Source organism: Streptomyces sp. NPDC101178 (genome assembly GCF_044767965.1).
GTDB lineage: Bacteria > Actinomycetota > Actinomycetes > Streptomycetales > Streptomycetaceae > Streptomyces.
This window is the reverse complement of sequence record NZ_JBIWOZ010000002.1, coordinates 149512-169041: the sequence shown is the minus strand read 5'-3', so window position 1 is coordinate 169041 and position 19530 is coordinate 149512. Positions and strand designations below refer to the sequence as shown.

General features: G+C 70.4%; 19 protein-coding genes and 5 tRNA genes. 18 read left to right on the top strand and 6 right to left on the bottom strand.

Going from position 1 to position 19530, the window contains the following annotated elements:
- Positions 1-3687 (bottom strand): nitrate- and nitrite sensing domain-containing protein, encoded by a 3687-nt coding sequence (locus ACIRR8_RS04910; protein ID WP_404059033.1) that lies wholly within the window; start codon positions 3685-3687, stop codon positions 1-3.
- Positions 3688-4266: 579 nt separating this feature from the next.
- Between ACIRR8_RS04910 and ACIRR8_RS04905 the strand changes: the two genes are divergently transcribed.
- The 9 genes from ACIRR8_RS04905 (at position 4267) to ACIRR8_RS04865 (ending at position 8171) form a co-directional block, all read left to right on the top strand.
- Positions 4267-4446 carry a hypothetical protein gene (locus ACIRR8_RS04905; RefSeq protein ID WP_404059030.1) on the top strand — a complete coding sequence of 60 codons (180 nt, stop codon included), beginning with the start codon at positions 4267-4269 and terminating at the stop codon, positions 4444-4446.
- Between the two features lie 92 nt (positions 4447-4538).
- On the top strand, positions 4539-5324 hold the full coding sequence (locus tag ACIRR8_RS04900) for a fumarylacetoacetate hydrolase family protein (protein ID WP_404059027.1): 786 nt from the start codon (positions 4539-4541) through the stop codon (positions 5322-5324).
- The gene (gltX, locus tag ACIRR8_RS04895; RefSeq protein WP_404059024.1) at positions 5317-6792 is read left to right on the top strand and encodes a glutamate--tRNA ligase; all 1476 of its coding nucleotides are present in this window, start codon (positions 5317-5319) and stop codon (positions 6790-6792) included. The genes ACIRR8_RS04900 and gltX overlap by 8 nt, the downstream gene beginning before the upstream one ends.
- A 75-nt stretch (positions 6793-6867) precedes the next feature.
- Positions 6868-7587 (top strand): HAD family hydrolase, encoded by a 720-nt coding sequence (locus ACIRR8_RS04890; RefSeq protein WP_404059021.1) that lies wholly within the window; start codon positions 6868-6870, stop codon positions 7585-7587.
- A gap of 88 nt (positions 7588-7675) precedes the next feature.
- A tRNA-Gln gene (locus ACIRR8_RS04885) sits at positions 7676-7747 on the top strand.
- Positions 7748-7786: 39 nt separating this feature from the next.
- Positions 7787-7859, top strand: a tRNA-Glu gene (locus tag ACIRR8_RS04880).
- 62 nt (positions 7860-7921) lie between these two features.
- Positions 7922-7994 (top strand) — tRNA-Glu (locus ACIRR8_RS04875).
- 12 nt (positions 7995-8006) lie between these two features.
- Positions 8007-8078 (top strand) — tRNA-Gln (locus ACIRR8_RS04870).
- Between the two features lie 20 nt (positions 8079-8098).
- Positions 8099-8171: transfer RNA gene (locus ACIRR8_RS04865), tRNA-Glu, on the top strand.
- A 180-nt stretch (positions 8172-8351) separates the two neighbouring features.
- On the opposite strand, the gene ndgR is transcribed toward ACIRR8_RS04865, so the two are convergent.
- A complete protein-coding gene (ndgR, locus tag ACIRR8_RS04860; RefSeq protein WP_003966003.1) occupies positions 8352-9068 on the bottom strand; it encodes an IclR family transcriptional regulator NdgR in 717 nt (238 codons plus the stop codon).
- Between the two features lie 174 nt (positions 9069-9242).
- Here ndgR and leuC point away from each other — a divergent pair, with 174 nt between their 5' ends.
- From leuC to ACIRR8_RS04840, 4 genes are all read left to right on the top strand, one after another.
- Complete coding sequence (gene leuC / locus ACIRR8_RS04855; protein WP_404059018.1) at positions 9243-10670, top strand: 3-isopropylmalate dehydratase large subunit; 1428 nt, start codon at positions 9243-9245, stop codon at positions 10668-10670.
- 2 nt (positions 10671-10672) lie between these two features.
- Positions 10673-11266: a 3-isopropylmalate dehydratase small subunit gene (gene leuD / locus ACIRR8_RS04850; protein WP_404059015.1), complete on the top strand. Its 594-nt coding sequence runs from the start codon at positions 10673-10675 to the stop codon at positions 11264-11266.
- 104 nt (positions 11267-11370) lie between these two features.
- Positions 11371-11598, top strand: a complete 228-nt coding sequence (locus ACIRR8_RS04845; RefSeq protein WP_404059012.1) for a hypothetical protein — start codon at positions 11371-11373, stop codon at positions 11596-11598.
- Positions 11599-11740: 142 nt separating this feature from the next.
- On the top strand, positions 11741-12385 hold the full coding sequence (locus tag ACIRR8_RS04840) for an HU family DNA-binding protein (protein ID WP_404059009.1): 645 nt from the start codon (positions 11741-11743) through the stop codon (positions 12383-12385).
- Positions 12386-12506: 121 nt separating this feature from the next.
- Here the strand turns inward: ACIRR8_RS04840 and ACIRR8_RS04835 are convergent, their stop codons facing one another.
- Both ACIRR8_RS04835 and cofC read right to left on the bottom strand, forming a co-directional pair.
- Positions 12507-12710, bottom strand: a complete 204-nt coding sequence (locus ACIRR8_RS04835) for a hypothetical protein (RefSeq protein ID WP_404059007.1) — start codon at positions 12708-12710, stop codon at positions 12507-12509.
- Positions 12711-12826: 116 nt separating this feature from the next.
- Positions 12827-13567 carry a 2-phospho-L-lactate guanylyltransferase gene (cofC, locus tag ACIRR8_RS04830; protein WP_404059004.1) on the bottom strand — a complete coding sequence of 247 codons (741 nt, stop codon included), beginning with the start codon at positions 13565-13567 and terminating at the stop codon, positions 12827-12829.
- A 162-nt stretch (positions 13568-13729) separates the two neighbouring features.
- Here cofC and ACIRR8_RS04825 point away from each other — a divergent pair, with 162 nt between their 5' ends.
- The 3 genes from ACIRR8_RS04825 to ACIRR8_RS04815 are packed head-to-tail and all read left to right on the top strand — an operon-like array spanning position 13730 to position 16699.
- Entirely contained in the window at positions 13730-14482 is a 753-nt protein-coding gene (locus ACIRR8_RS04825; RefSeq protein ID WP_404059001.1) for a lysophospholipid acyltransferase family protein, read from the top strand.
- On the top strand, positions 14479-15489 hold the full coding sequence (locus ACIRR8_RS04820) for an NAD(P)H-dependent glycerol-3-phosphate dehydrogenase (RefSeq protein WP_404058999.1): 1011 nt from the start codon (positions 14479-14481) through the stop codon (positions 15487-15489). The genes ACIRR8_RS04825 and ACIRR8_RS04820 overlap by 4 nt, the downstream gene beginning before the upstream one ends.
- 34 nt (positions 15490-15523) lie before the next feature.
- Complete coding sequence (locus ACIRR8_RS04815) at positions 15524-16699, top strand: D-alanine--D-alanine ligase family protein (RefSeq protein WP_404058996.1); 1176 nt, start codon at positions 15524-15526, stop codon at positions 16697-16699.
- Between the two features lie 183 nt (positions 16700-16882).
- On the opposite strand, the gene ACIRR8_RS04810 is transcribed toward ACIRR8_RS04815, so the two are convergent.
- Complete coding sequence (locus tag ACIRR8_RS04810) at positions 16883-17116, bottom strand: Lrp/AsnC ligand binding domain-containing protein (protein WP_018488685.1); 234 nt, start codon at positions 17114-17116, stop codon at positions 16883-16885.
- A 240-nt stretch (positions 17117-17356) separates the two neighbouring features.
- Here ACIRR8_RS04810 and ACIRR8_RS04805 point away from each other — a divergent pair, with 240 nt between their 5' ends.
- Together ACIRR8_RS04805 and thiD are read left to right on the top strand one after the other, a co-directional pair.
- Positions 17357-18328 (top strand): thiamine-phosphate kinase, encoded by a 972-nt coding sequence (locus ACIRR8_RS04805; RefSeq protein ID WP_093694863.1) that lies wholly within the window; start codon positions 17357-17359, stop codon positions 18326-18328.
- 71 nt (positions 18329-18399) lie between these two features.
- Positions 18400-19209 carry a bifunctional hydroxymethylpyrimidine kinase/phosphomethylpyrimidine kinase gene (gene thiD / locus ACIRR8_RS04800; protein ID WP_404058993.1) on the top strand — a complete coding sequence of 270 codons (810 nt, stop codon included), beginning with the start codon at positions 18400-18402 and terminating at the stop codon, positions 19207-19209.
- A gap of 86 nt (positions 19210-19295) precedes the next feature.
- Here thiD and rpmB read toward each other — a convergent pair whose 3' ends face one another.
- Positions 19296-19481 carry a 50S ribosomal protein L28 gene (gene rpmB / locus ACIRR8_RS04795; protein WP_003965989.1) on the bottom strand — a complete coding sequence of 62 codons (186 nt, stop codon included), beginning with the start codon at positions 19479-19481 and terminating at the stop codon, positions 19296-19298.
- Positions 19482-19530: the final 49 nt, after the last annotated feature.

The following is a 19530-nucleotide window of genomic DNA, read 5'->3' as shown; positions in this document are numbered from 1 at the left end:
CTAACGCTCCTGCTGGTGAGTGGGGCCGAGATGGATACTGCCGGTCGACGGGCCGTTGTTGGCCTGCCGTCCCTGCTGGATGCCCCGGCGGAGATTGGTCAGACGACCGCGTACGTCATCGGGCGCACGCGAAACCTGAGGTCCGGACTGGTGATTCTGCTGCTGAGCGGTCCCCGGAACCAAATTGGCGCGGGGAACACGGCGGGGCAGCCCGGAAGTGGTGACCCCGCCGGCGGCCGGCTTCTTGACCCGTTCGGCCTGGCGTACGAGTTCGTCGTTGGGCGAGGCGCGCCACGAGCTGGTCACCGGAGCCTCGGCCGCACCACGCTGCGGCATGGGCGGAACGGGTACGCCGGTGGGCTCGGGAGCGGCCGGCGCCTGCGGCTCGGCCGCCTGCTGACCGCCCTGGCCCGGACCGTGGAACCAGTTGGTCTCCAGGGTGTCGTACAGCGGCGTACGACCGTCCCCGGGTCCGGCCGGCGGCAGGGCCTCCGGCTGCTGCGGGAGCGCGGGACGGTACGGGGCCTCGCCCGCCGGGGAAGCCGACGGACGCGGGGCACCGAAGCCGTTGCCCTCCGGGCCGCGCTGACGCGGCGCGGGCAGACCCTGGTTCTGGTTCTGCTGGAGCGGCGCGTTGAAGTCGGGCCGGGCGAACTGCGCGGTGGCCGCCGGGTCCTGGGCCTGCTGGCCGTAACCCTGGTTCTGGGCCGGTGCGTTGAAGTCCGGCCGGGCGAACTGCGAGGTGGCGCCCGGGTCCTGGTTCAGCGGCGCGTTGAACGCCTGGTCCTGGCCGGGGCCCGCCGGCCGGGCGAACTGCCCGGTCGCGTCGTGCTCCTCGTGGCCGCGCGGGGCGTCCGCGCCCCAGTTGGCGGCCTGGGGGCGCTGCTGCGGGTTGCCGCCGGGCAGCTCGGCCCGGGGACCGCCGGTCGGCGGCAGCTGACGGCCGGGGCCGCCGGGCTGCTGGAAACCGCCCTGGCCGCCGGGGCCGTTCTGCTCGTGCCGGGCCTGCTGGGGCTGCGGCTGGTGCCGGCCCTGCTGACCCGGACCCTGCTGGCCCTGGTACTGGCCCTGCTGCCCCTGCTGGTTCTGCGGGGCGAACACGTTCGAGCGGCCGTTCTGGCCGGGGGCGGCCGGAGCGCCGTGACCGAACAGGTTCGGCTGACCCGTGTCCGTACGGCCGGGAGCGTCGCCCTGGCCGCGGGCGCCGAGCCGGGCGCCGTTGCCGAAGGCGCCGGAGAGGCCGCCGCCCTGGCGCTGGGGCTCCTGGCCCGGGAAGGGCTGGTTCGGGTTGCCGGTGTTCTGCGGGCGGCCGGAGGCGTTGTCCCGCGCGGGGAGGGCGGCGCGCGGGCCGGAGCCCGCACCGACCTGGCCGCGCTGGCCGCCGGGGCCGGAGCCGAGGCTCTTGGCGCCCGGGCCGCCCGGCCCGCCGCCGATGCCGGGGCGCTGACCGCCGGCCGCGCCGTTGCCGGCGAGGAGGCCGCCGGGAGCGGAGCCGTTCTGCTGGCCGGAACCCTGCTTGGACGGGGGCTGCTTGCCACCGTGGGCGACATCGACGGGCAGCATGACCAGCGCGGTCGTGCCACCGGAGTCGGAGGGGCGCAGCTGGATGCGGATGCCGTGACGCAGCGACAGCCGGCCGACCACGAACAGACCCATGCGGCGCGAGACCGAGACGTCCACGGTCGGCGGCTGTGCGAGCCGCTCGTTGATCGCCGCGAGGTCCTCGGGGGAGAGACCGATACCGGTGTCGTGGATCTCGACCAGCACCCGGCCGTCGGGCAGCGCGTGACCGGTGACCCGGACCTTCGTCTGCGGCGAGGAGAACGACGTGGCGTTCTCCAGCAGCTCGGCGAGGAGGTGCACGAGGTCGTTGACGACGCGGCCGGCGACCTCGGTGGCGGGCACCGCGGAGAGCTCGATGCGCTCGTACTGCTCCACCTCGGAGGCGGCGGCACGGAGCACGTCGACCAGCGGGACGGGGCGGGTCCACCGGCGGCCCGGCTCCTCACCGGCGAGGACGAGGAGGTTCTCACCGTTACGGCGCATACGGGTCGCGAGGTGGTCGAGCTTGAAGAGCGAGGAGAGCTGGTCCGGGTCGGCCTCGCGCGACTCCAGCTCGGAGATGAGCGAGAGCTGGCGCTGGATGAGGCCCTGGGAGCGGCGCGAGAGGTTGGTGAACATCGCGTTGACGTTGCCTCGCAGGAGGGCCTGCTCGGCGGCGAGGCGGACGGCCTCGCGGTGCACGTCGTCGAAGGCCGCGGCCACCTGGCCGATCTCGTCCCGGGAGTGCACACCGACCGACTCGACGGAGGTGTCGACGTCCTGCGGGTCGGTCTCGGAGAGCTGCTTGACGAGCTCGGGCAGCCGGTCCTGGGCGACGCGGGTGGCGGTGTCCTGGAGGCGGCGCAGCGAGCGGATCATGGAGCGGGCCACCACGAAGGCGCCGACGAGCGAGACACCGAGCACGATGAGGATGACCGCACCGTTGATGATCGCCTCGCGCTGGGAGGCCTCGCGCAGTTCGCGCGCCTTGGCCTCCATGTCGCTGAGGAGGGTGGTCTCGATCGTCTTCATCGCGTCGATCTTGGTGGACGACTGGTCGTACCAGTCCATGTACGAGCGCACCTTCGCCCCCTCGATCCCGTTCGGGGTGTCGAGGATGTGCTTGGCGTACATGTTCGCCGCGTTGATCTCGGGGTTGTTCCCGTTGTCCAGCGGCGCCATCAGGTCCACCGCGCTCTCGCCGGTCGACCCGTAGATCGACTTGAACGAGCTGATCGCGCGGGTTTCCTTGTCGAGCGCGTTGGAGCCGAACTGCTTGTCGTTCTCGTTGAGGTGCGGTTCCTTGACCGACCCGCCGGGCAGCGCGGCCGCGATGATCGCGCGCTGGATCGAGGCGTACTCCTTGGCGGAGGAGAACGCCGCCAGCGCACGGGTCCGCTTGATCATGTCCGGGTTGCTGGTCGCCTGGGCCATGTCCTGGGACAGGCTGAGCAGCGAGGTGATCAGCTGGCTGTACTGGTCGATGGTGTTGAGGGACGGCGCGCCGTCCTCGTACGCCGACTTGCGGATCGACCGGATGTCGCCGAGCTGCGAGGCGATCTGGGCGACGCTCGCGTGGATGCTCTCCAGCGCGTCGTCGTTCTCGAAGTCGCCGATCTCGTTGGTCGCGTCCAGGAACGCGTCCTTCGCCCGGTCGGTCTTCTCGCGCGGCTGGGAGACCTTGTAGTCGGTCGCCTTGGAGCCGTTGGAGAGCGGACCGGCGGACTGGTCGCGCTCCACCTGGAGGGCCTGCGCGAGCGAGGTCGCCTGCTTGGTCATCTGGGTCAGCAGCTGCATGTGCTCCAGCTGCTGCATGTCGGTCATGGACTCGTTGATCCTCAGACCGCCCAGGCTGGTCGCTGCGACCACGGGGAGGGCGAGGAGGGAGACCAGTCGCGTACTGATGCGCCAGTTACGGAGCGCTATTCGCGACCCCGTATCGGCCGGGCCGCGGGAAGCGGAAGGCGTGCTCGGCTCGGCTCCGCCGCTCGGCGCGGAGCCCGTGGGCTTGGCTCGGTCGCTGTTGTCGCCGGCAGCGGCCGGCCCGGGGTTCTGGGCGTGCTGGGGCGAGGAACCGCGGTCGGTCCCGCCGCGCGGCTCCTGTTCCGCCGGAGCGCTGCCATCCCTCTTGAAACGTCCCTGCACTAGCGTCGCAACCTCTGGACCAGGCGTTCCACCCGCGAACGGACAGAACGGTGTCGGCGTCGTGGGGCGCTGGACGCGCCCCATGGTGGTCGTTGAGTGACCGGCGTACTTCCCCCTCCCGCCGCCCCTCGGCGCTGCGTCGCGCCCCGGTGCGCCGGCCTCAAACCCGCGGCGGTGCGTGGAATTCCAGCACAGTGCAGGATCTCCAACAAGGGCCATGTACCGGGCTGTGACCTGGGTGACACGTTGTGATGAGCGAGTAACAAGCAGTGGAGAGTGATCGTGGGTAAAAAGGACGATCGGGGAGGAGTCGCTTAGGGGCGGAGGGTGTCCCAGTCGCGATGATCAGGAGCGGAATGATGGATTCAGGGAGGTAATGTCCGTTTCTCCCGCCATGATTGCCTGCCCGGAATGGCCTAATTGTCGATTAGTTCGTGAGCAAACTCACATGATGATCGTCGCCTCATCGCGGCTCCGGTGGGGAATCGGATGTTTAGCCTGACGCTTTACAGGGATGGCGAATCCGACAAGCAGGCGCCGCCGAGGCGGTGCCCCTCACCGACAGGGTCCTGACGGCAGATGAAGACGACGACGATCCGCAACATTGCCAACCCCCGGCGCACCACGCTGGCGCACCTCCAGGACGCCGAGGCCCTGCAGACGCCGTTCCTGCCGGAGCACGCCGCCGAACTGCCCACCGTCACGGCCAACCCGCGCCGCACCATCCTCATGGAAGCCCCGGTCGCGACCGCTCAGTAGCACCCCGTCGTACGCGTGGCTGTCCCCCTCATCGGCGTTAGCCTGGAGCGTCAGTCTTCAGCCAGCCAGCAAGTGAGGGGCGACAGCATCCCGTGCGCATCGCCAGGTTCTCCATCGACGGCAATGTCGCCTTCGGCGCCGTCGAGGGACAGGGCACCGTGGAATCCGGTGACCTCGTCCTCGACATCATCAAGGGCATCCCGTACGCCGACTTCGAGCTCTCGGGCACCAAGGTCCCGCTGAACAAGGTCCGGCTGCTGCCTCCGGTGCTCCCCAACAAGGTCGTGGCCATCGGCCGCAACTACGCGGAGCACGCCGCCGAGCTCGGCCACGAGGTCCCCGACGCGCCGATCACCTTCTTCAAGCCCACCACCTCGGTGATCGGCTCCGGCGACGCGATCGAGTACCCCTCCTTCTCCAGCGACCTCCACCACGAGGCCGAGCTGGCCGTGGTCATCGGCCGCATGTGCCGCGAGGTCCCGCGCGAGCGTGTCAAGGACGTCATCCTCGGCTACACCTGCGCCAACGACGTCACCGCCCGCGACGTGCAGGCACGCGAGAAGCAGTGGGCCCGCGCCAAGGGCTTCGACACCTCCTGCCCGCTGGGCCCCTGGGTGGAGACCGACGTGGACCCGCACGACCTCACCATCCAGGCGACGGTCAACGGCGAGCAGCGGCAGCTCGGCCGTACGAGCGACATGGTCCGCTCCGTCGAGGACCTGATCGTCCACATCACGGAGGCCATGACGCTCCTCCCGGGCGACGTGATCCTCACGGGCACCCCCGCAGGGGTCGGACCCCTGCACGTCGGCGACGAGGTCGCCGTCACCATCGAAGGCATCGGCACTCTCACCAACAAGGTGATCAAGCGTGGCTAACGCACCTGTACGCGTCCGTTTCTGTCCCTCCCCGACCGGCAACCCGCACGTGGGCCTGGTCCGGACGGCGCTGTTCAACTGGGCCTTCGCCCGGCACCACCAGGGCACCCTGGTCTTCCGGATCGAGGACACCGACGCCGCGCGCGACTCCGAGGAGTCCTACCAGCAGCTGCTCGACTCGATGCGCTGGCTCGGCCTGGACTGGGACGAGGGCCCGGAGATCGGCGGCCCGCACGCGCCCTACCGCCAGTCGCAGCGGATGGACCTGTACAAGGACGTCGCCGAGAAGCTGCTCGCCGCCGGGTACGCGTACGCCTGCTACTGCACCACCGAGGAGCTGGACACCCGCCGCGACGCCGCCCGCGCCGCAGGCAAGCCCTCCGGCTACGACGGCCACTGCCGCGACCTCACGGCCGAGCGGAAGGCGGCGTACGAGGCCGAGGGCCGCACCTCGATCGTCCGCTTCCGGATGCCCGACGAGGCCATCACCTTCACCGACCTGGTCCGCGGCGACATCACCGTCCAGCCGGAGAACGTCCCGGACTACGGCATCGTCCGCGCCAACGGGGCCCCGCTCTACACGCTGGTCAACCCGGTCGACGACGCGCTGATGGAGATCACCCACGTCCTGCGCGGCGAGGACCTGCTCTCCTCAACCCCGCGCCAGATCGCGCTGTACCGGGCGCTCATCGAGCTGGGCATCGCCAAGGAGACCCCGGCCTTCGGCCACCTGCCGTACGTCATGGGCGAGGGCAACAAGAAGCTCTCCAAGCGCGACCCGCAGGCCTCGCTCAACCTCTACCGCGAGCGCGGCTTCCTCCCCGAGGGCCTGCTGAACTACCTCTCGCTGCTCGGCTGGTCGATCGCCGAGGACCGCGACATCTTCTCGGTGGACGAGCTGATCGCCGCGTTCGACATCGAGGACGTCAACGCCAACCCGGCCCGCTTCGACCTCAAGAAGGCCGAGCACATCAACGCCGAGCACATCCGCATGCTCGATGTGAAGGACTTCACCGAGGCCTGCGGCCCCTGGCTGAAGGCCCCGTTCGCCCCCTGGGCCCCGGAATCCTTCGACGCGGAGAAGTGGACGCGGATCGCCCCGTACGCCCAGACCCGGGTCACGGTGCTCTCCGACATCACGGACAACGTCGACTTCCTCTTCCTGGACGAGCCGGTGGAGGACGAGGCGTCCTGGACCAAGGCGATGAAGGGCGAGCCGGCCGCGCTCCTGACCACGGCCCGCGCCAACCTGGAGGCGGCCGACTGGAGCGATGCGGAGTCGCTGAAGAACGCCGTCCTCACCGCCGGCGAGGCGCACGGCCTCAAGCTCGGCAAGGCCCAGGCCCCGGTCCGCGTCGCCGTCACCGGCCGTACGGTCGGCCTGCCGCTCTTCGAGTCCCTGGAGATCCTGGGCCGCGAGAAGAGCCTGGCCCGCATCGACGCGGCGCTCGCCAAGCTGGCCGCGTAAGCGCACGAAGCACCCCGCGGAGGGCCGCAGCCGACCGGCTGCGGCCCTCCGGCTTTTACCGCTAACGTGACGTACATGCCGATCCGAGCCGTGCTCTGGGACATCGACGACACGATCTTCGACTACGCGGGCGCCGACCGCGCCGGCATGCGGCTCCACCTGGAAGGCGTGGGACTGCCCGAGGCGTACGCGACGGTCGACGAGGCCCTCGCCGGCTGGAAGGCGATCACGGTCCGGCACTGGGCGCGCGTCGCGGCCGGCGAGACGGACTTCCTCGGCCAGCGCCGGGACCGGGTGCGGGAGTTCCTCTCGCGGCCGCTGACGGACGCCGAGGCCGACGCGTGGTTCGCCGGCCACCTGTCCCACTACGAGGCCGCCTGGGCGCTCTTCCCGGACGTGCTGCCCGTCCTGGACCGGCTGGTACCGGCCTACCGGCACGCGATCCTCTCCAACTCCAGCACCGACCACCAGCACCGCAAACTCACCGCGCTCGGCGTCCGGGACCGCTTCGAGGTGATGGTCTGCGCGGTGGAGCTGGGAGTCTCCAAGCCCGAGCCCGGCGCCTTTCACGCGGCCTGCGAGGCGCTCGCGCTGGCGCCGCACGAGGTGGCGTACATCGGTGACGAGCCGGACATCGACGCGAGCGGGGCCGTGGCCGCCGGGCTGACCGGGATCTGGCTCGACCGGCGGGGGAGGGGCGGGCGGACGGACCTCGTGACGATCACCGGCCTCGACCAGCTCCCGGGCCTGCTGGCGGGAGATACCCGTTTTGGAGCGCCGGACACCTTCGGGTAATGTTCTTTCTGCGCCGCCCGAGCGGGCCGAAAGATCCGGCCGGGAAGCGCAGACAGAAGTGAAGCCCCCACCAGGGGTTGCATTTCAGTGGGCTATGGTGTAATTGGCAACACTACGGTTTCTGGTACCGTCATTCTAGGTTCGAGTCCTGGTAGCCCAGCGCAGTACCGAGCAAGACCAGCAGTATCCAGCAGGACAAGCCCCCGTTGTGTAGCGGCCTAGCACGCTGCCCTCTCACGGCAGTAGCGCCGGTTCGAATCCGGTCGGGGGTACAGATCCTTCCCGCGAGAACATCATGGGTCGCACCCATCGCTCTCGATGCAGGATCGCTAGGGCCCCCGTTGTGTAGCGGCCTAGCACGCTGCCCTCTCACGGCAGTAGCGCCGGTTCGAATCCGGTCGGGGGTACTTGTCACACCATGGGCTATGGTGTAATTGGCAACACTACGGTTTCTGGTACCGTCATTCTAGGTTCGAGTCCTGGTAGCCCAGCGCAAGTCAGCAGTAACCACGCCCCCGTTGTGTAGCGGCCTAGCACGCTGCCCTCTCACGGCAGTAGCGCCGGTTCGAATCCGGTCGGGGGTACAACAGAGCGGTACGGAAGGGCCCTTCACCTCGGTGAAGGGCCCTTCCGCTTGTCCGGGCCGGGGCGCTCCGACCCAAGTCGCCTACCCCACACCGCTGTTGGCCGGGAAAGAAAAAGGGCCGCCACGGCGCTGGGGCGGCCTTCCGGAACAGGGGGAGAGGTGGTGCGGTGCGGGCGGGTCAGCCCGTGCGGCGCAGGGCCTCGCTCAGGCGGGCCGCCGAGTCGATGACCGCCTGGGCGTGCATCCGGCCCGGGTGGCGGGTGAGGCGCTCGATGGGGCCGGAGACCGAGACGGCGGCGACCACCCGGTTCGACGGGCCGCGCACCGGGGCCGAGACCGAGGCCACGCCCGGCTCCCGCTCGCCGATCGACTGGGCCCAGCCCCGCCGCCGTACGCCGGAGAGCGCCGTCGCCGTGAACCGGGCCCCCTGGAGGCCCCGGTGCAGGCGCTCCGGCTCCTCCCAGGCCATCAGGATCTGGGCCGAGGAGCCCGCCTTCATGGTGAGCGTCGAGCCGACCGGCACCGTGTCCCGGAGTCCGGACAGCCGTTCCGCCGCCGCCACGCAGATGCGCATGTCGCCCTGCCGGCGGTAGAGCTGCGCGCTCTCGCCGGTGATGTCCCGCAGATGGGTGAGTACCGGTCCGGCCGTCGCCAGCAGGCGGTCCTCGCCCGCCGCGGCCGCCAGTTCCGACAGCCGGGGGCCGAGGATGAACCGGCCCTGCATATCCCTCGCCACCATCCGGTGGTGTTCCAGTGCCACGGCCAGACGGTGGGCCGTGGGCCGTGCGAGCCCGGTCGCCGCGACCAGCCCGGCGAGGGTGGCCGGACCGGACTCCAGGGCGCTCAATACCAGAGCTGCCTTGTCGAGAACGCCGACGCCGCTAGAGTTGTCCATACGACGATACTCCCGTCTCACTCTGTGAAACGCAAGTTCAATTTTCAGCGGAAGTTGCGAACCTGTAGAGGCGGCCCCACAACGGCCCGCGGCCACCGCCCCGCACGGGGATCCGGACGGCGGCGCACCGAATCTCTAGTTGGGCCGGCGAAGACGCCGGCCGGAGGGAAAGCGATGGGTAGGACACTCGCGGAGAAGGTCTGGGACGACCATGTCGTCCGGCGCGCGGAGGGCGAGCCCGACCTCCTCTTCATCGATCTGCACCTGCTGCACGAGGTGACCAGCCCGCAGGCCTTCGACGGTCTGCGCCAGGCCGGACGTCCGGTGCGGCGCCTCGACCTCACCATCGCCACCGAGGACCACAACACCCCGACCCTCGACATCGACAAGCCGATCGCCGACCCGGTCTCCCGCGCCCAGTTGGAGACCCTGCGCAAGAACTGCGCGGACTTCGGCGTACGGCTGCACCCGCTCGGCGACGTCGAGCAGGGCGTCGTGCACGTGGTCGGCCCGCAGCTGGGGCTGACCCAGCCCGGCACCACCGTGGTCTGCGGTGACTCCCACACCTCCACGCACGGGGCGTTCGGCGCGCTGGCGTTCGGTATCGGCACCAGCCAGGTGGAGCACGTCCTGGCCACCCAGACGCTGCCGCTGGCCCGCCCCAGGACCATGGCCATCACGGTCGACGGCGAACTGCCGGAGGACGTCACCGCCAAGGACCTGATCCTGGCGATCATCACCCGGATCGGCACCGGCGGCGGCCAGGGCTACATCCTGGAATACCGCGGCTCCGCCATCGAGAAGCTCTCGATGGAGGCCCGGATGACCATCTGCAACATGTCGATCGAGGCCGGTGCCCGCGCGGGCATGATCGCCCCGGACGAGACCACCTTCGCCTATCTGGAGGGCCGCGACGCCGCCCCCAAGGGCGAGGAGTGGGACGCGGCCGTCGCGTACTGGAAGACCCTGCGCTCCGACGACGACGCGGTGTTCGACGCCGAGGTCGTCATCGACGCCACCGAGCTGGCCCCGTTCGTCACCTGGGGCACCAACCCCGGCCAGGGCGCGCCGCTCTCCGCGCACGTCCCCGACCCCGCTTCGTACGAGGACGCCTCGGAGCGCCATGCCGCCGAAAAGGCCCTGGAGTACATGGGGTTGACCGCCGGGCAGCCGCTGCGCGAGATCAGCGTGGACACCGTCTTCGTAGGTTCGTGCACCAACGGCCGCATCGAGGACCTGCGCAACGCCGCCGCGATCCTGGACGGCCGCAAAGTCGCCGAGGGCGTACGGATGCTGGTCGTGCCGGGCTCCGTCCGGGTCGCTCTCCAGGCCGTCTCCGAGGGCCTGGACAAGGTCTTCACCGGGGCCGGCGCCGAATGGCGGCACGCGGGTTGCTCGATGTGCCTCGGTATGAACCCCGACCAGCTGGCGCCCGGCGAGCGCTCCGCCTCCACCTCGAACCGCAACTTCGAGGGCCGGCAGGGCAAGGGCGGCCGCACCCACCTGGTCTCGCCCCAGGTCGCCGCAGCCACCGCCGTGCTGGGCCATCTGGCCTCGCCCGCCGACCTGTCCGACACCCGTACCCCCGCCGGAGTCGCATAGCCATGGAAGCCTTCACCACACACACCGGCCGGGCCGTCCCGCTGCGCCGCAGCAACGTCGACACCGACCAGATCATCCCCGCCCACTGGCTGAAGAAGGTCACCCGCGACGGGTTCGAGGACGGGCTCTTCGAAGCCTGGCGCAAGGACCCGGACTTCGTCCTCAACCGCCCCGAGCGCCAGGGCGCCTCGGTCCTGGTGGCCGGTCCCGACTTCGGTACGGGCTCCTCCCGCGAACACGCGGTCTGGGCCCTGCAGAACTTCGGCTTCAAGACCGTCATCTCCGCCCGCTTCGCCGACATCTTCCGGGGCAACTCGCTGAAGAACGGCCTGCTGACGGTGGTCCTGGAGCAGAAGGTCGTCGACGCGCTGTGGGAGCTGAGCGAGACCGACCCGAACGCCGAGATCACCGTCGACCTGGAGACCCGCCAGGTCCGCGCCGAGGGCATCACCGCCGACTTCGAGCTGGACGAGAACGCTCGCTGGCGCCTGCTCAACGGCCTCGACGACATCAGCCTCACCCTTCAGAACGAAGCGGACATCGCGGCTTACGAGGCGGCCAGGCCGTCCCACAAACCGCGTACAATTGACGCCTGAGCAGCGCTTTTCCATGACTGCGCCCCCTGCCTCCAGGCAGGGGGCGCAGTCGCTTGTTGAGCCCCCCTCGGGCGACAACTCGCCCCAGATGGCACAATCGGTGCATGGAACGCGACAGCCAACTCAAGCTCTATGGCCAAGTCGCCGACCAGTTGAAGGAAGCGCACGCGAAGGTGCGTGCACTGCAAGTCCCGGAGGGCGTACGGATGGCGCTCTCCCGGAAGCTGCTGGTCGTCACGGCCGCGGCGAAGCACGATCTCCCGGACGCGGCAAGGCGTCTGGACCGGTTGATGAAGGACCTCGATGAGGGCCGATTCCCCGAAGGTAACTGACACGTGGAACTGCGCATCGGTCGACTTCGTTGCGGCACTAGGGTGATTAGCCCGTTTCGTGTTTGATTTGCGGTATATATCTGCCTAACGTGCGAAAAAGCCTGAACACTTTCGTTCCGGCAATGTCTCCGAAGGGGAAGACGTGAACAAGGCGCAGCTCGTAGAAGCGATTGCCGACAAGGTCGGCGGCCGCCAGCAGGCCGCAGACGCCGTCGACGCGGTACTCGACGCGATCGTCCGTGCCGTTGTCGCCGGGGACCGTGTCTCGGTCACCGGCTTCGGCTCGTTCGAGAAGGTCGACCGCCCCGCCCGGTATGCCCGCAACCCGCAGACGGGTGAGCGCGTCCGGGTCAAGAAGACCTCGGTGCCCCGCTTCCGCGCGGGTCAGGGGTTCAAGGACCTGGTGAGCGGCTCCAAGAAGCTCCCCAAGAACGACGTGGCCGTGAAGAAGGCCCCCAAGGGCAGCCTCTCGGGCGGATCTTCCGCCGCCCGCACGACGGTCAAGGCCGCCGCCGCCAAGAAGTCGGCCGCCAAAAAGGCCACGGCGAAGAAGGCCACCGCGACCGCCAAGAAGACCGCGCCCGCCAAGAAGACCACGGCGAAGAAGGCCACCGCCACGGCGAAGAAGGCCACGCCGGCCGCGAAGAAGGCGGCCACGGCGAAGAAGGCCACCGCGACCGCCAAGAAGACCGCGCCCGCCAAGAAGGCCACGGCGAAGAAGGCGCCCGCGAAGAAGACCACGGCGCGCACCACCACGGCCAAGAAGGCCACCGCACGCAAGAAGTGAGACCGGGCAACCGCTCGCTTCGAGGAAACGCGCCGGGCCGGGCTCCCCTCCGGGGGAGCCCGGCCCGCGGGCTGTCCGGGACCCGTTTCGCCCCTCGCGCGGTCCGCGACCCCCGTACGGTCTAGAACGTCTGCAGCGTCACCAGCGTGATCCGCAGGGCGGCGCCCTGACCCTCGCCCTCGATCCGCACCCGCTGCCCCGGACGCAGCAGCAGCAGGCCGCCCGCGTCGAAGGCCGGGGCGTCGAACCCCACCGGGGTGCCGTCGTCCAGCAGCACACTGCCGGTCCGGGTCTCGGGGTCGTACGTGTACGAGGTCGCCTGCATGGGCGGCAGCCTATCGGTCCGGCGTCAGGGCCTCGCGTTTGAATCAGGGCCGGGCCCGCGGGCTCCGGCACGCGCATCCGCGGCGTTGTCGTCACTCACCGACGCTCCGCGCTGCCTCAATCCTCCGCCTTGCAGCTGCACGCACCGGAGCCCGCTCCCTGATCCGGCCTGACCCAAACGCGAGGCCCCATGGCCGGCGCGAGAGCGAGCCGCTCCGTGTGCGGCCCCGTCCCGAGGGCCAGGGCCACCGCCAGGTCCTCGCCCGTATCCACGTCCCGGCGCACCGAGTCGACGCCGGGCAGCGTTATTTCCACCGCGCCCGAAGCGAGGTGCCGGGCGGCGGAGGGGCCGCCGAAAGCGGGGCGCAATTCCGTGTCCCCGGCGCAGGACAGAAATGTCGTTCCGATTCCCGCCGCGTCACGGAGAAATGCCCTGGGAAAAGTGGAGGCAAAATCGAGCACGCGAGCCAATTCGCCGGCGCGCAGAGCCGGCAGATCCGCGTTGAGGGCCGCCACCGGGGCGGCGGGCGTGAGGGCCCGCACCGAACGGGCCCCGTACGCCAGCGCGGCGTTGAGCCCGGCAGCCGGAAGGTCCGCCACGATCCGCGCGCCGAGCGCCGAAAGGGCCGCGCCGGCCGCCTGATCGCCCGTGACGACCACCACATCCCGCACCCGGTCACAGGAGAGCGCCGCCGCCACCGTGTCCTGGGCGAAGGCCAGCGCCAGGCGCGGCCGGGCGAGCTCGCCCGCGGCCCGCCCCAGGCGGCTCTTGGCCCGCGCGAGCGGCTTCAGCGGAACGACCAGGGACCAGGACCCCGCCGGATCGGTGTTCGTGGCGATCTCCCCCTCCGTGACCATGAGGACTTATTCTCGCCTGCCGGTACGACAACCCGGAGGTCCGGGCCCGGGAGTGAGGCGTACGGTGTTCTCGACAGAGGAGGGGCCTGGGGCGAGACTTGACCGTCGGTAGCCGGTAACAGGTCGAGAGTTCCGATGAGGTCCTTAGAGGAAGGTGTCCGAGTGTCCCGCCGCAGAATCGGCTTCTGGTACCGCCTGGCGGCGGTTATCGCCAAGCCGCCATTGGTGGTTCTGTTCAAGCGCGACTGGCGGGGGATGGAACACATTCCGGCCGGCGGCGGATTCATCACCGCCGTCAATCACAACTCCTATCTGGACCCGCTCTCCTACGCGCACTTCCAGTACAACACCGGACGCGTGCCCCGGCTCCTGGCCAAGGCCGGCCTCTTCCGCACCCCCTTCGTCGGGATGATGCTGCGCGGCACCGGCCAGATCCCCGTCTACCGCGAGACGACCAACGCGCTGGACGCCTTCCGGGCCGCCGTCGACGCCATCGAGCGCGGCGAGTGCGTCGCCTTCTACCCCGAAGGCACCCTCACCCGCGACCCCGACATGTGGCCGATGGCCGGCAAGACCGGCGCGGCCCGGGTCGCGCTGATGACCAGGGCCCCGGTCATCCCGGTCGCCCAGTGGGGCGCGAACCTCGCGATGCCGCCGTACGCCAAGGAGAACAAGCTCCAGCTGTTCCCCCGCAAGACGCTGACGGTCCAGGCGGGTCCGCCCGTCGACCTCAGCCGTTTCTACGATGTCGAGCCGACGCCCGACGTCCTGCGCCAGGCGACCGAGGTCATCATGGCCGCGATCACCAGCCAGCTGGAGGACGTCCGCGGGGAGAAGGCCCCCGCCGAGCTCTACGATCACCGCAAAGCCCGTGCTGAACAACGGCGCAGGGCGCAGGGAAAGGGATCCACGTGACGCACCCCGTAAAAGCAGCCGTCTTCGGAACCGGCTCATGGGGTACGGCGTTCGCCGTGATCCTCGCCGACGCGGGCTGCGAGGTCACCCTCTGGGGACGCCGCGCCGAGGTCGCCGAGACCGTCAACACCACGCACACCAACCCGGACTACCTGGCGGGCATCGAGCTCCCCGCCTCGATCCGCGCCACCACCGACCCCGCCGAGGCCCTGCGCGGCGCCGAGTTCGCCTTCCTCGTCGTGCCCTCCCAGACACTGCGCGCCAACCTCGCCGCCTGGGCCCCGCACCTGGAACCCGACACCGTCCTGGTCTCCCTGATGAAGGGCGTCGAGCTGGGCACCGCCGAACTGATGAGCGAGGTGATCGCGGACGTCACCAAGGTCTCCGCCGACCGCATCGCCGTCGTCTCCGGACCCAACCTCGCCAAGGAGATCGCCGAGCGCCGCCCCGCCGCCGCCGTCGTCGCCTGCGCCGACGAGTCCGTCGCCCAGCGCCTCCAGGCCGCCTGCCACACCCCGTACTTCCGGCCGTACACCAACACCGACGTCGTCGGATGCGAGCTCGGCGGTGCCGTGAAGAACGTCATCGGCCTCGCCGTCGGCATCGCGGACGGCATGGGGCTCGGCGACAACACCAAGGGCTCCCTCATCACCCGGGGCCTCGCCGAGACCACCCGGCTGGGCGTGGCCATGGGTGCCGACCCGCTGACGTTCTCCGGACTCGCGGGCCTGGGCGACCTGGTGGCCACCTGCTCCTCGCCGCTCTCCCGCAACCACACCTTCGGCACCAACCTCGGCCGCGGCATGACGCTCCAGGAGACGATCGCCGTCACCAAGCAGACCGCCGAAGGCGTCAAGTCCTGCGAATCGGTCCTCGACCTGGCCCGACGCCACGGCGTCGACATGCCCATCACGGAGACCGTCGTCTCCATCGTCCACGAGGGCAAGTCACCGGTCGTCGCCGTCAAGGAGCTGATGTCGCGGAGCGCCAAGGCCGAGCGGCGCTGACTCCTCCCTTACCAGCAGGTACGCTCATCGCGATATGAGCAGCGAGAACCTCCCCCAGAGCCCTGAGCGCCCCGAGAGCCCTGAGCAGCAGCGCCGCAAGCCGCGTGTGGCTGTCGTGTTCGGCGGCCGCAGCTCCGAACACGGCATCTCGGTCGTCACGGCCGGCGCCGTCATGAAGGCCATCGACCGGACGAAGTACGACGTCCTGCCGATCGGCATCACGACGGACGGCCGCTGGGCGCTGACCGCGGACGATCCCGAACGCATGGCCATCGCCGACCGCAAGGTCCCCGACGTGGACCGGCTCACCGAGTCCACCGAGGGAAGCGTCGTGCTCTCCGTGGACCCGAGCAGCCGCGAGGTCGTCTACACCGAGCCCGGCTCGGTGCCCAAGGCGCTCGGCGAGGTCGACGTCGTCTTCCCCGTCCTGCACGGCCCGTACGGCGAGGACGGCACCCTCCAGGGGCTGCTCGAACTCTCCGGTGTGCCGTACGTCGGCGCGGGCGTCCTCGCCTCCGCCGTCGGCCAGGACAAGGAGTACATGAAGCGCGTCTTCCTCTCCTTCGGGCTCCCGGTCGGACCGTACGAGGTCGTCCGGCCCCGAGAGTGGGACCGCGACCCCGCCGCCGTACGCAAGCGGATCGTGGACTTCGCCGGTGAGCACGGCTGGCCGCTCTTCATCAAGCCCGCGCGCGGCGGCTCCTCGATGGGCATCACCAAGGTCGACGACCTCTCCGGCCTCGACGCGGCGATCGAGGAGGCCCGCCGCCACGACCCCAAGTTCCTGGTGGAGTCGCTGCTGCGCGGCCGCGAGATCGAGTGCGGCGTGCTGGAGTTCGAGGACGGCCCGCGCGCCAGCGTGCCCGCCGAGATCCCGCCGGTCACCGCGCACGAGTTCTACGACTTCGAGGCGAAGTACATCGACTCCGCCGCCGGTCTGGTGCCCGCGCCGCTCACCGCGGAGGAGACCGCCGAGGTCCAGCGGCTCGCCGTCGCCGCCTTCGACGCCACCTCCTGCGAAGGGCTGGTGCGCGCCGACTTCTTCCTCACCGAGGACGGCACCTTCGTCATCAACGAGATCAACACCCTGCCGGGCTTCACCCCGATCTCCATGTACCCGCGCATGTGGCAGGAGAGCGGCGTGAGCTACCCGGAACTGGTCGACCGGCTGATCCAGGCCGCGTTGACCCGCTCCACCGGACTGCGCTGAGAGACCCGGAAGGCCGGGACGGCGGTGGCCGTCCCGGCCTTCGGCCATGGGGCATCCGTCTTCGGGGACGGGGGAGCGCCGCAGCGCAGTACGATCGCCCCGTCAGCGCGCGGAGAGCACGGTGCGGGGGCGGGAGAACCGCGGTCACAGTCCGCGCGTCCCGCGCGCGGCACCGGACGGGGGTCAGAGGTGGACGACCGGACAGGTCAGGGTGCGCGTGATGCCGTCCACCTGCTGCACTTTGGCGACCACCATGCGGCCGAGCGCGTCGACCGTGTCGGACTGGGCCCGCACGATCACGTCGTACGGACCGGTGACGTCCTCTGCCTGGATGACTCCCGGAATCTTGGAAATGGTCTCGGCGACGATCGACGCCTTGCCCACCTCGGTCTGGATGAGGATGTACGCCTGTACCACGGAACCTCCAGGGCGGCCACGAGGATCATGTGGGGGAAAGGGACGCCACGTTATCGCGTCGCCGAGGGTGACGGGGAGACCTATGGGCCGTGTGACGTCCACAGCGTGGCGTGCGGAGTGCGGAAGTTGACGTATCCCTTGACGGTACCGACGGTCCTCCCGACGGTACCGACAGCAGTGACGGCTCGCGACCGGGGGCCCGGACGGGTGTCCGGGGCGATAGATGAGAGGTGAGACTCGGTGAAGGGAACCGTGGGCGAGTTGGGGGAGTTCGGGCTCATCAGAGAGCTCACGTCCCGGCTCACCACCACTCCGGCGGTACGGCTGGGGCCCGGCGACGACGCCGCGGTCGTGGCCGCTCCCGACCGCAGGGTCGTGGCCAGTACGGACATCCTGCTGGAAGGGCGGCACTTCCGCCGCGACTGGTCGACGGCGTACGACGTCGGCCGCAAGGCGGCGGCGCAGAACCTCGCCGACATCGCCGCCATGGGCGCCGTGCCCACCGCGCTGCTCCTCGGCCTCGTCGTCCCCGCCGACCTCCCGGTCACCTGGGCCGCCGAGCTGATGGACGGGCTGCGGGACGAGTGCCAGGTGGCGGGCGCGGCCGTGGTCGGCGGCGATGTGGTCGGCGGCGACACCATCACCGTCGCCATCACCGCCCTCGGCGACCTGCGCAACCACGAACCGGTCACCCGCGCCGGCGCACGCCCCGGCGATGTCGTCGCCGTCACCGGCTGGCTCGGCTGGTCCGCCGCCGGGTACGCCGTGCTCTCCCGAGGCTTCCGCTCGCCCCGCGCCTTCGTCGAGGCCCACCGCCGCCCCGAACCGCCGTATCACGCGGGCCCCGCCGCCGCCGGACTCGGCGCCACCGCGATGACCGACGTCAGCGACGGCCTCGTCGCGGACCTTGGGCACATCGCCGAGGCCAGCAAGGTCCGGATCGACCTGCGCTCCGGCCTCATCGACATCCCCTCGCAGATGTCCGACATCGGCCAGGCCGTCGGCGTCGACCCGCTCCAGTGGGTGCTGACCGGAGGAGAGGACCACGCGATCGTGGCGACCTTCCCGCCCGACGCGAAGCTCCCCGCCCGCTGGAAGGTGATCGGCGAGGTCCTGAACCCCTCCGCCCTGCCCCAGGTCACCGTGGACGGGGCGCCCTGGACCAGCAAGGGCGGCTGGGACCACTTCGGCGCGATCGAGGACACCTACTAGGACGTCGCGGGAGAGCACAGGGCTCACGCGTGAACCTATGGCTCGCGCGTGCGCGTACTAGATTGCTGCGTATGCCCATACGTACCGCTGCACCGCCCCGCGTCCTCACCGTCGCCGGATCCGACTCCGGCGGCGGTGCGGGGATCCAGGCCGACCTGAAGACCATGCTCGCCCTCGGCGTCCACGGCATGAGCGTGCTCACCGCCGTCACCGCGCAGAACTCCCTCGGCGTCCAAGGCGCGTGGGAGCTGCCGGTGGACGCCGTCCGCGCCCAGTACCGCAGCGTCGTCGACGACATCGGCGTCCAGGCGGTGAAGACCGGAATGCTCGCCTCGGCCGCGCTCGTGGAGACCGTCGCCGAACTCCTCGCCGGGACCGACGCCCCGGTCGTCGTGGACCCGGTCGGCGTCTCCAAGCACGGCGACGCGCTGCTGGCCGCCGAGGCGCTCGACTCCGTACGGACGAAGCTGCTGCCCGTCGCCACGGTGGCCACCCCGAACCTGGATGAAGTGGCGCAGCTCACCGGCGTTCAGGTCACCGACGAGGACGGAATGCGCCGGGCCGCGGAAGAGATCCTCGCGTTCGGACCGAGGTGGGCGCTGATCAAGGGCGGGCACCTGCCCGGCGAGGCGGTCGACCTGCTCACCGACGGGAGCGCGGAACACTGGCTGCGCGCCCCCCGCCACGACAACCGGCACACCCACGGCACCGGCTGCACCCTCGCCTCCGCCATCGCCGCCGGGCTCGCGCTCGGCCAGGACGTGCCCACGGCGGTGGAGGGCGCGAAGGAGTACGTCACCGGCGCGATCCGGGCCGGATTCGCGCTCGGCGGCGGCATCGGCCCGGTCGACCACGGCTGGCGGACCCGTTCAGCCGGGTGACCGGCTCGCAGAGCACAGCAAAAAGCCGGTCCACCGAGGTGGACCGGCTTTTTGGGCAACCGGAAGGCTGCGCTACGACGGAGACGTCAGCGCGCGACCTTGCCGGCCTTGATGCACGAGGTGCAGACGTTGAGCCGCTTCGGCGTCCGACCGACCACGGCACGCACGCGCTGGATGTTGGGGTTCCAGCGACGGGACGTACGGCGGTGCGAGTGCGAAATGCTGTTGCCGAAGCTCGGCCCCTTGCCGCAAACGTCGCAGTTGGCAGCCACGGGTCACTCCAAAGACTTCAGATGCACTTACAGTGAATTCCGGCGCGCC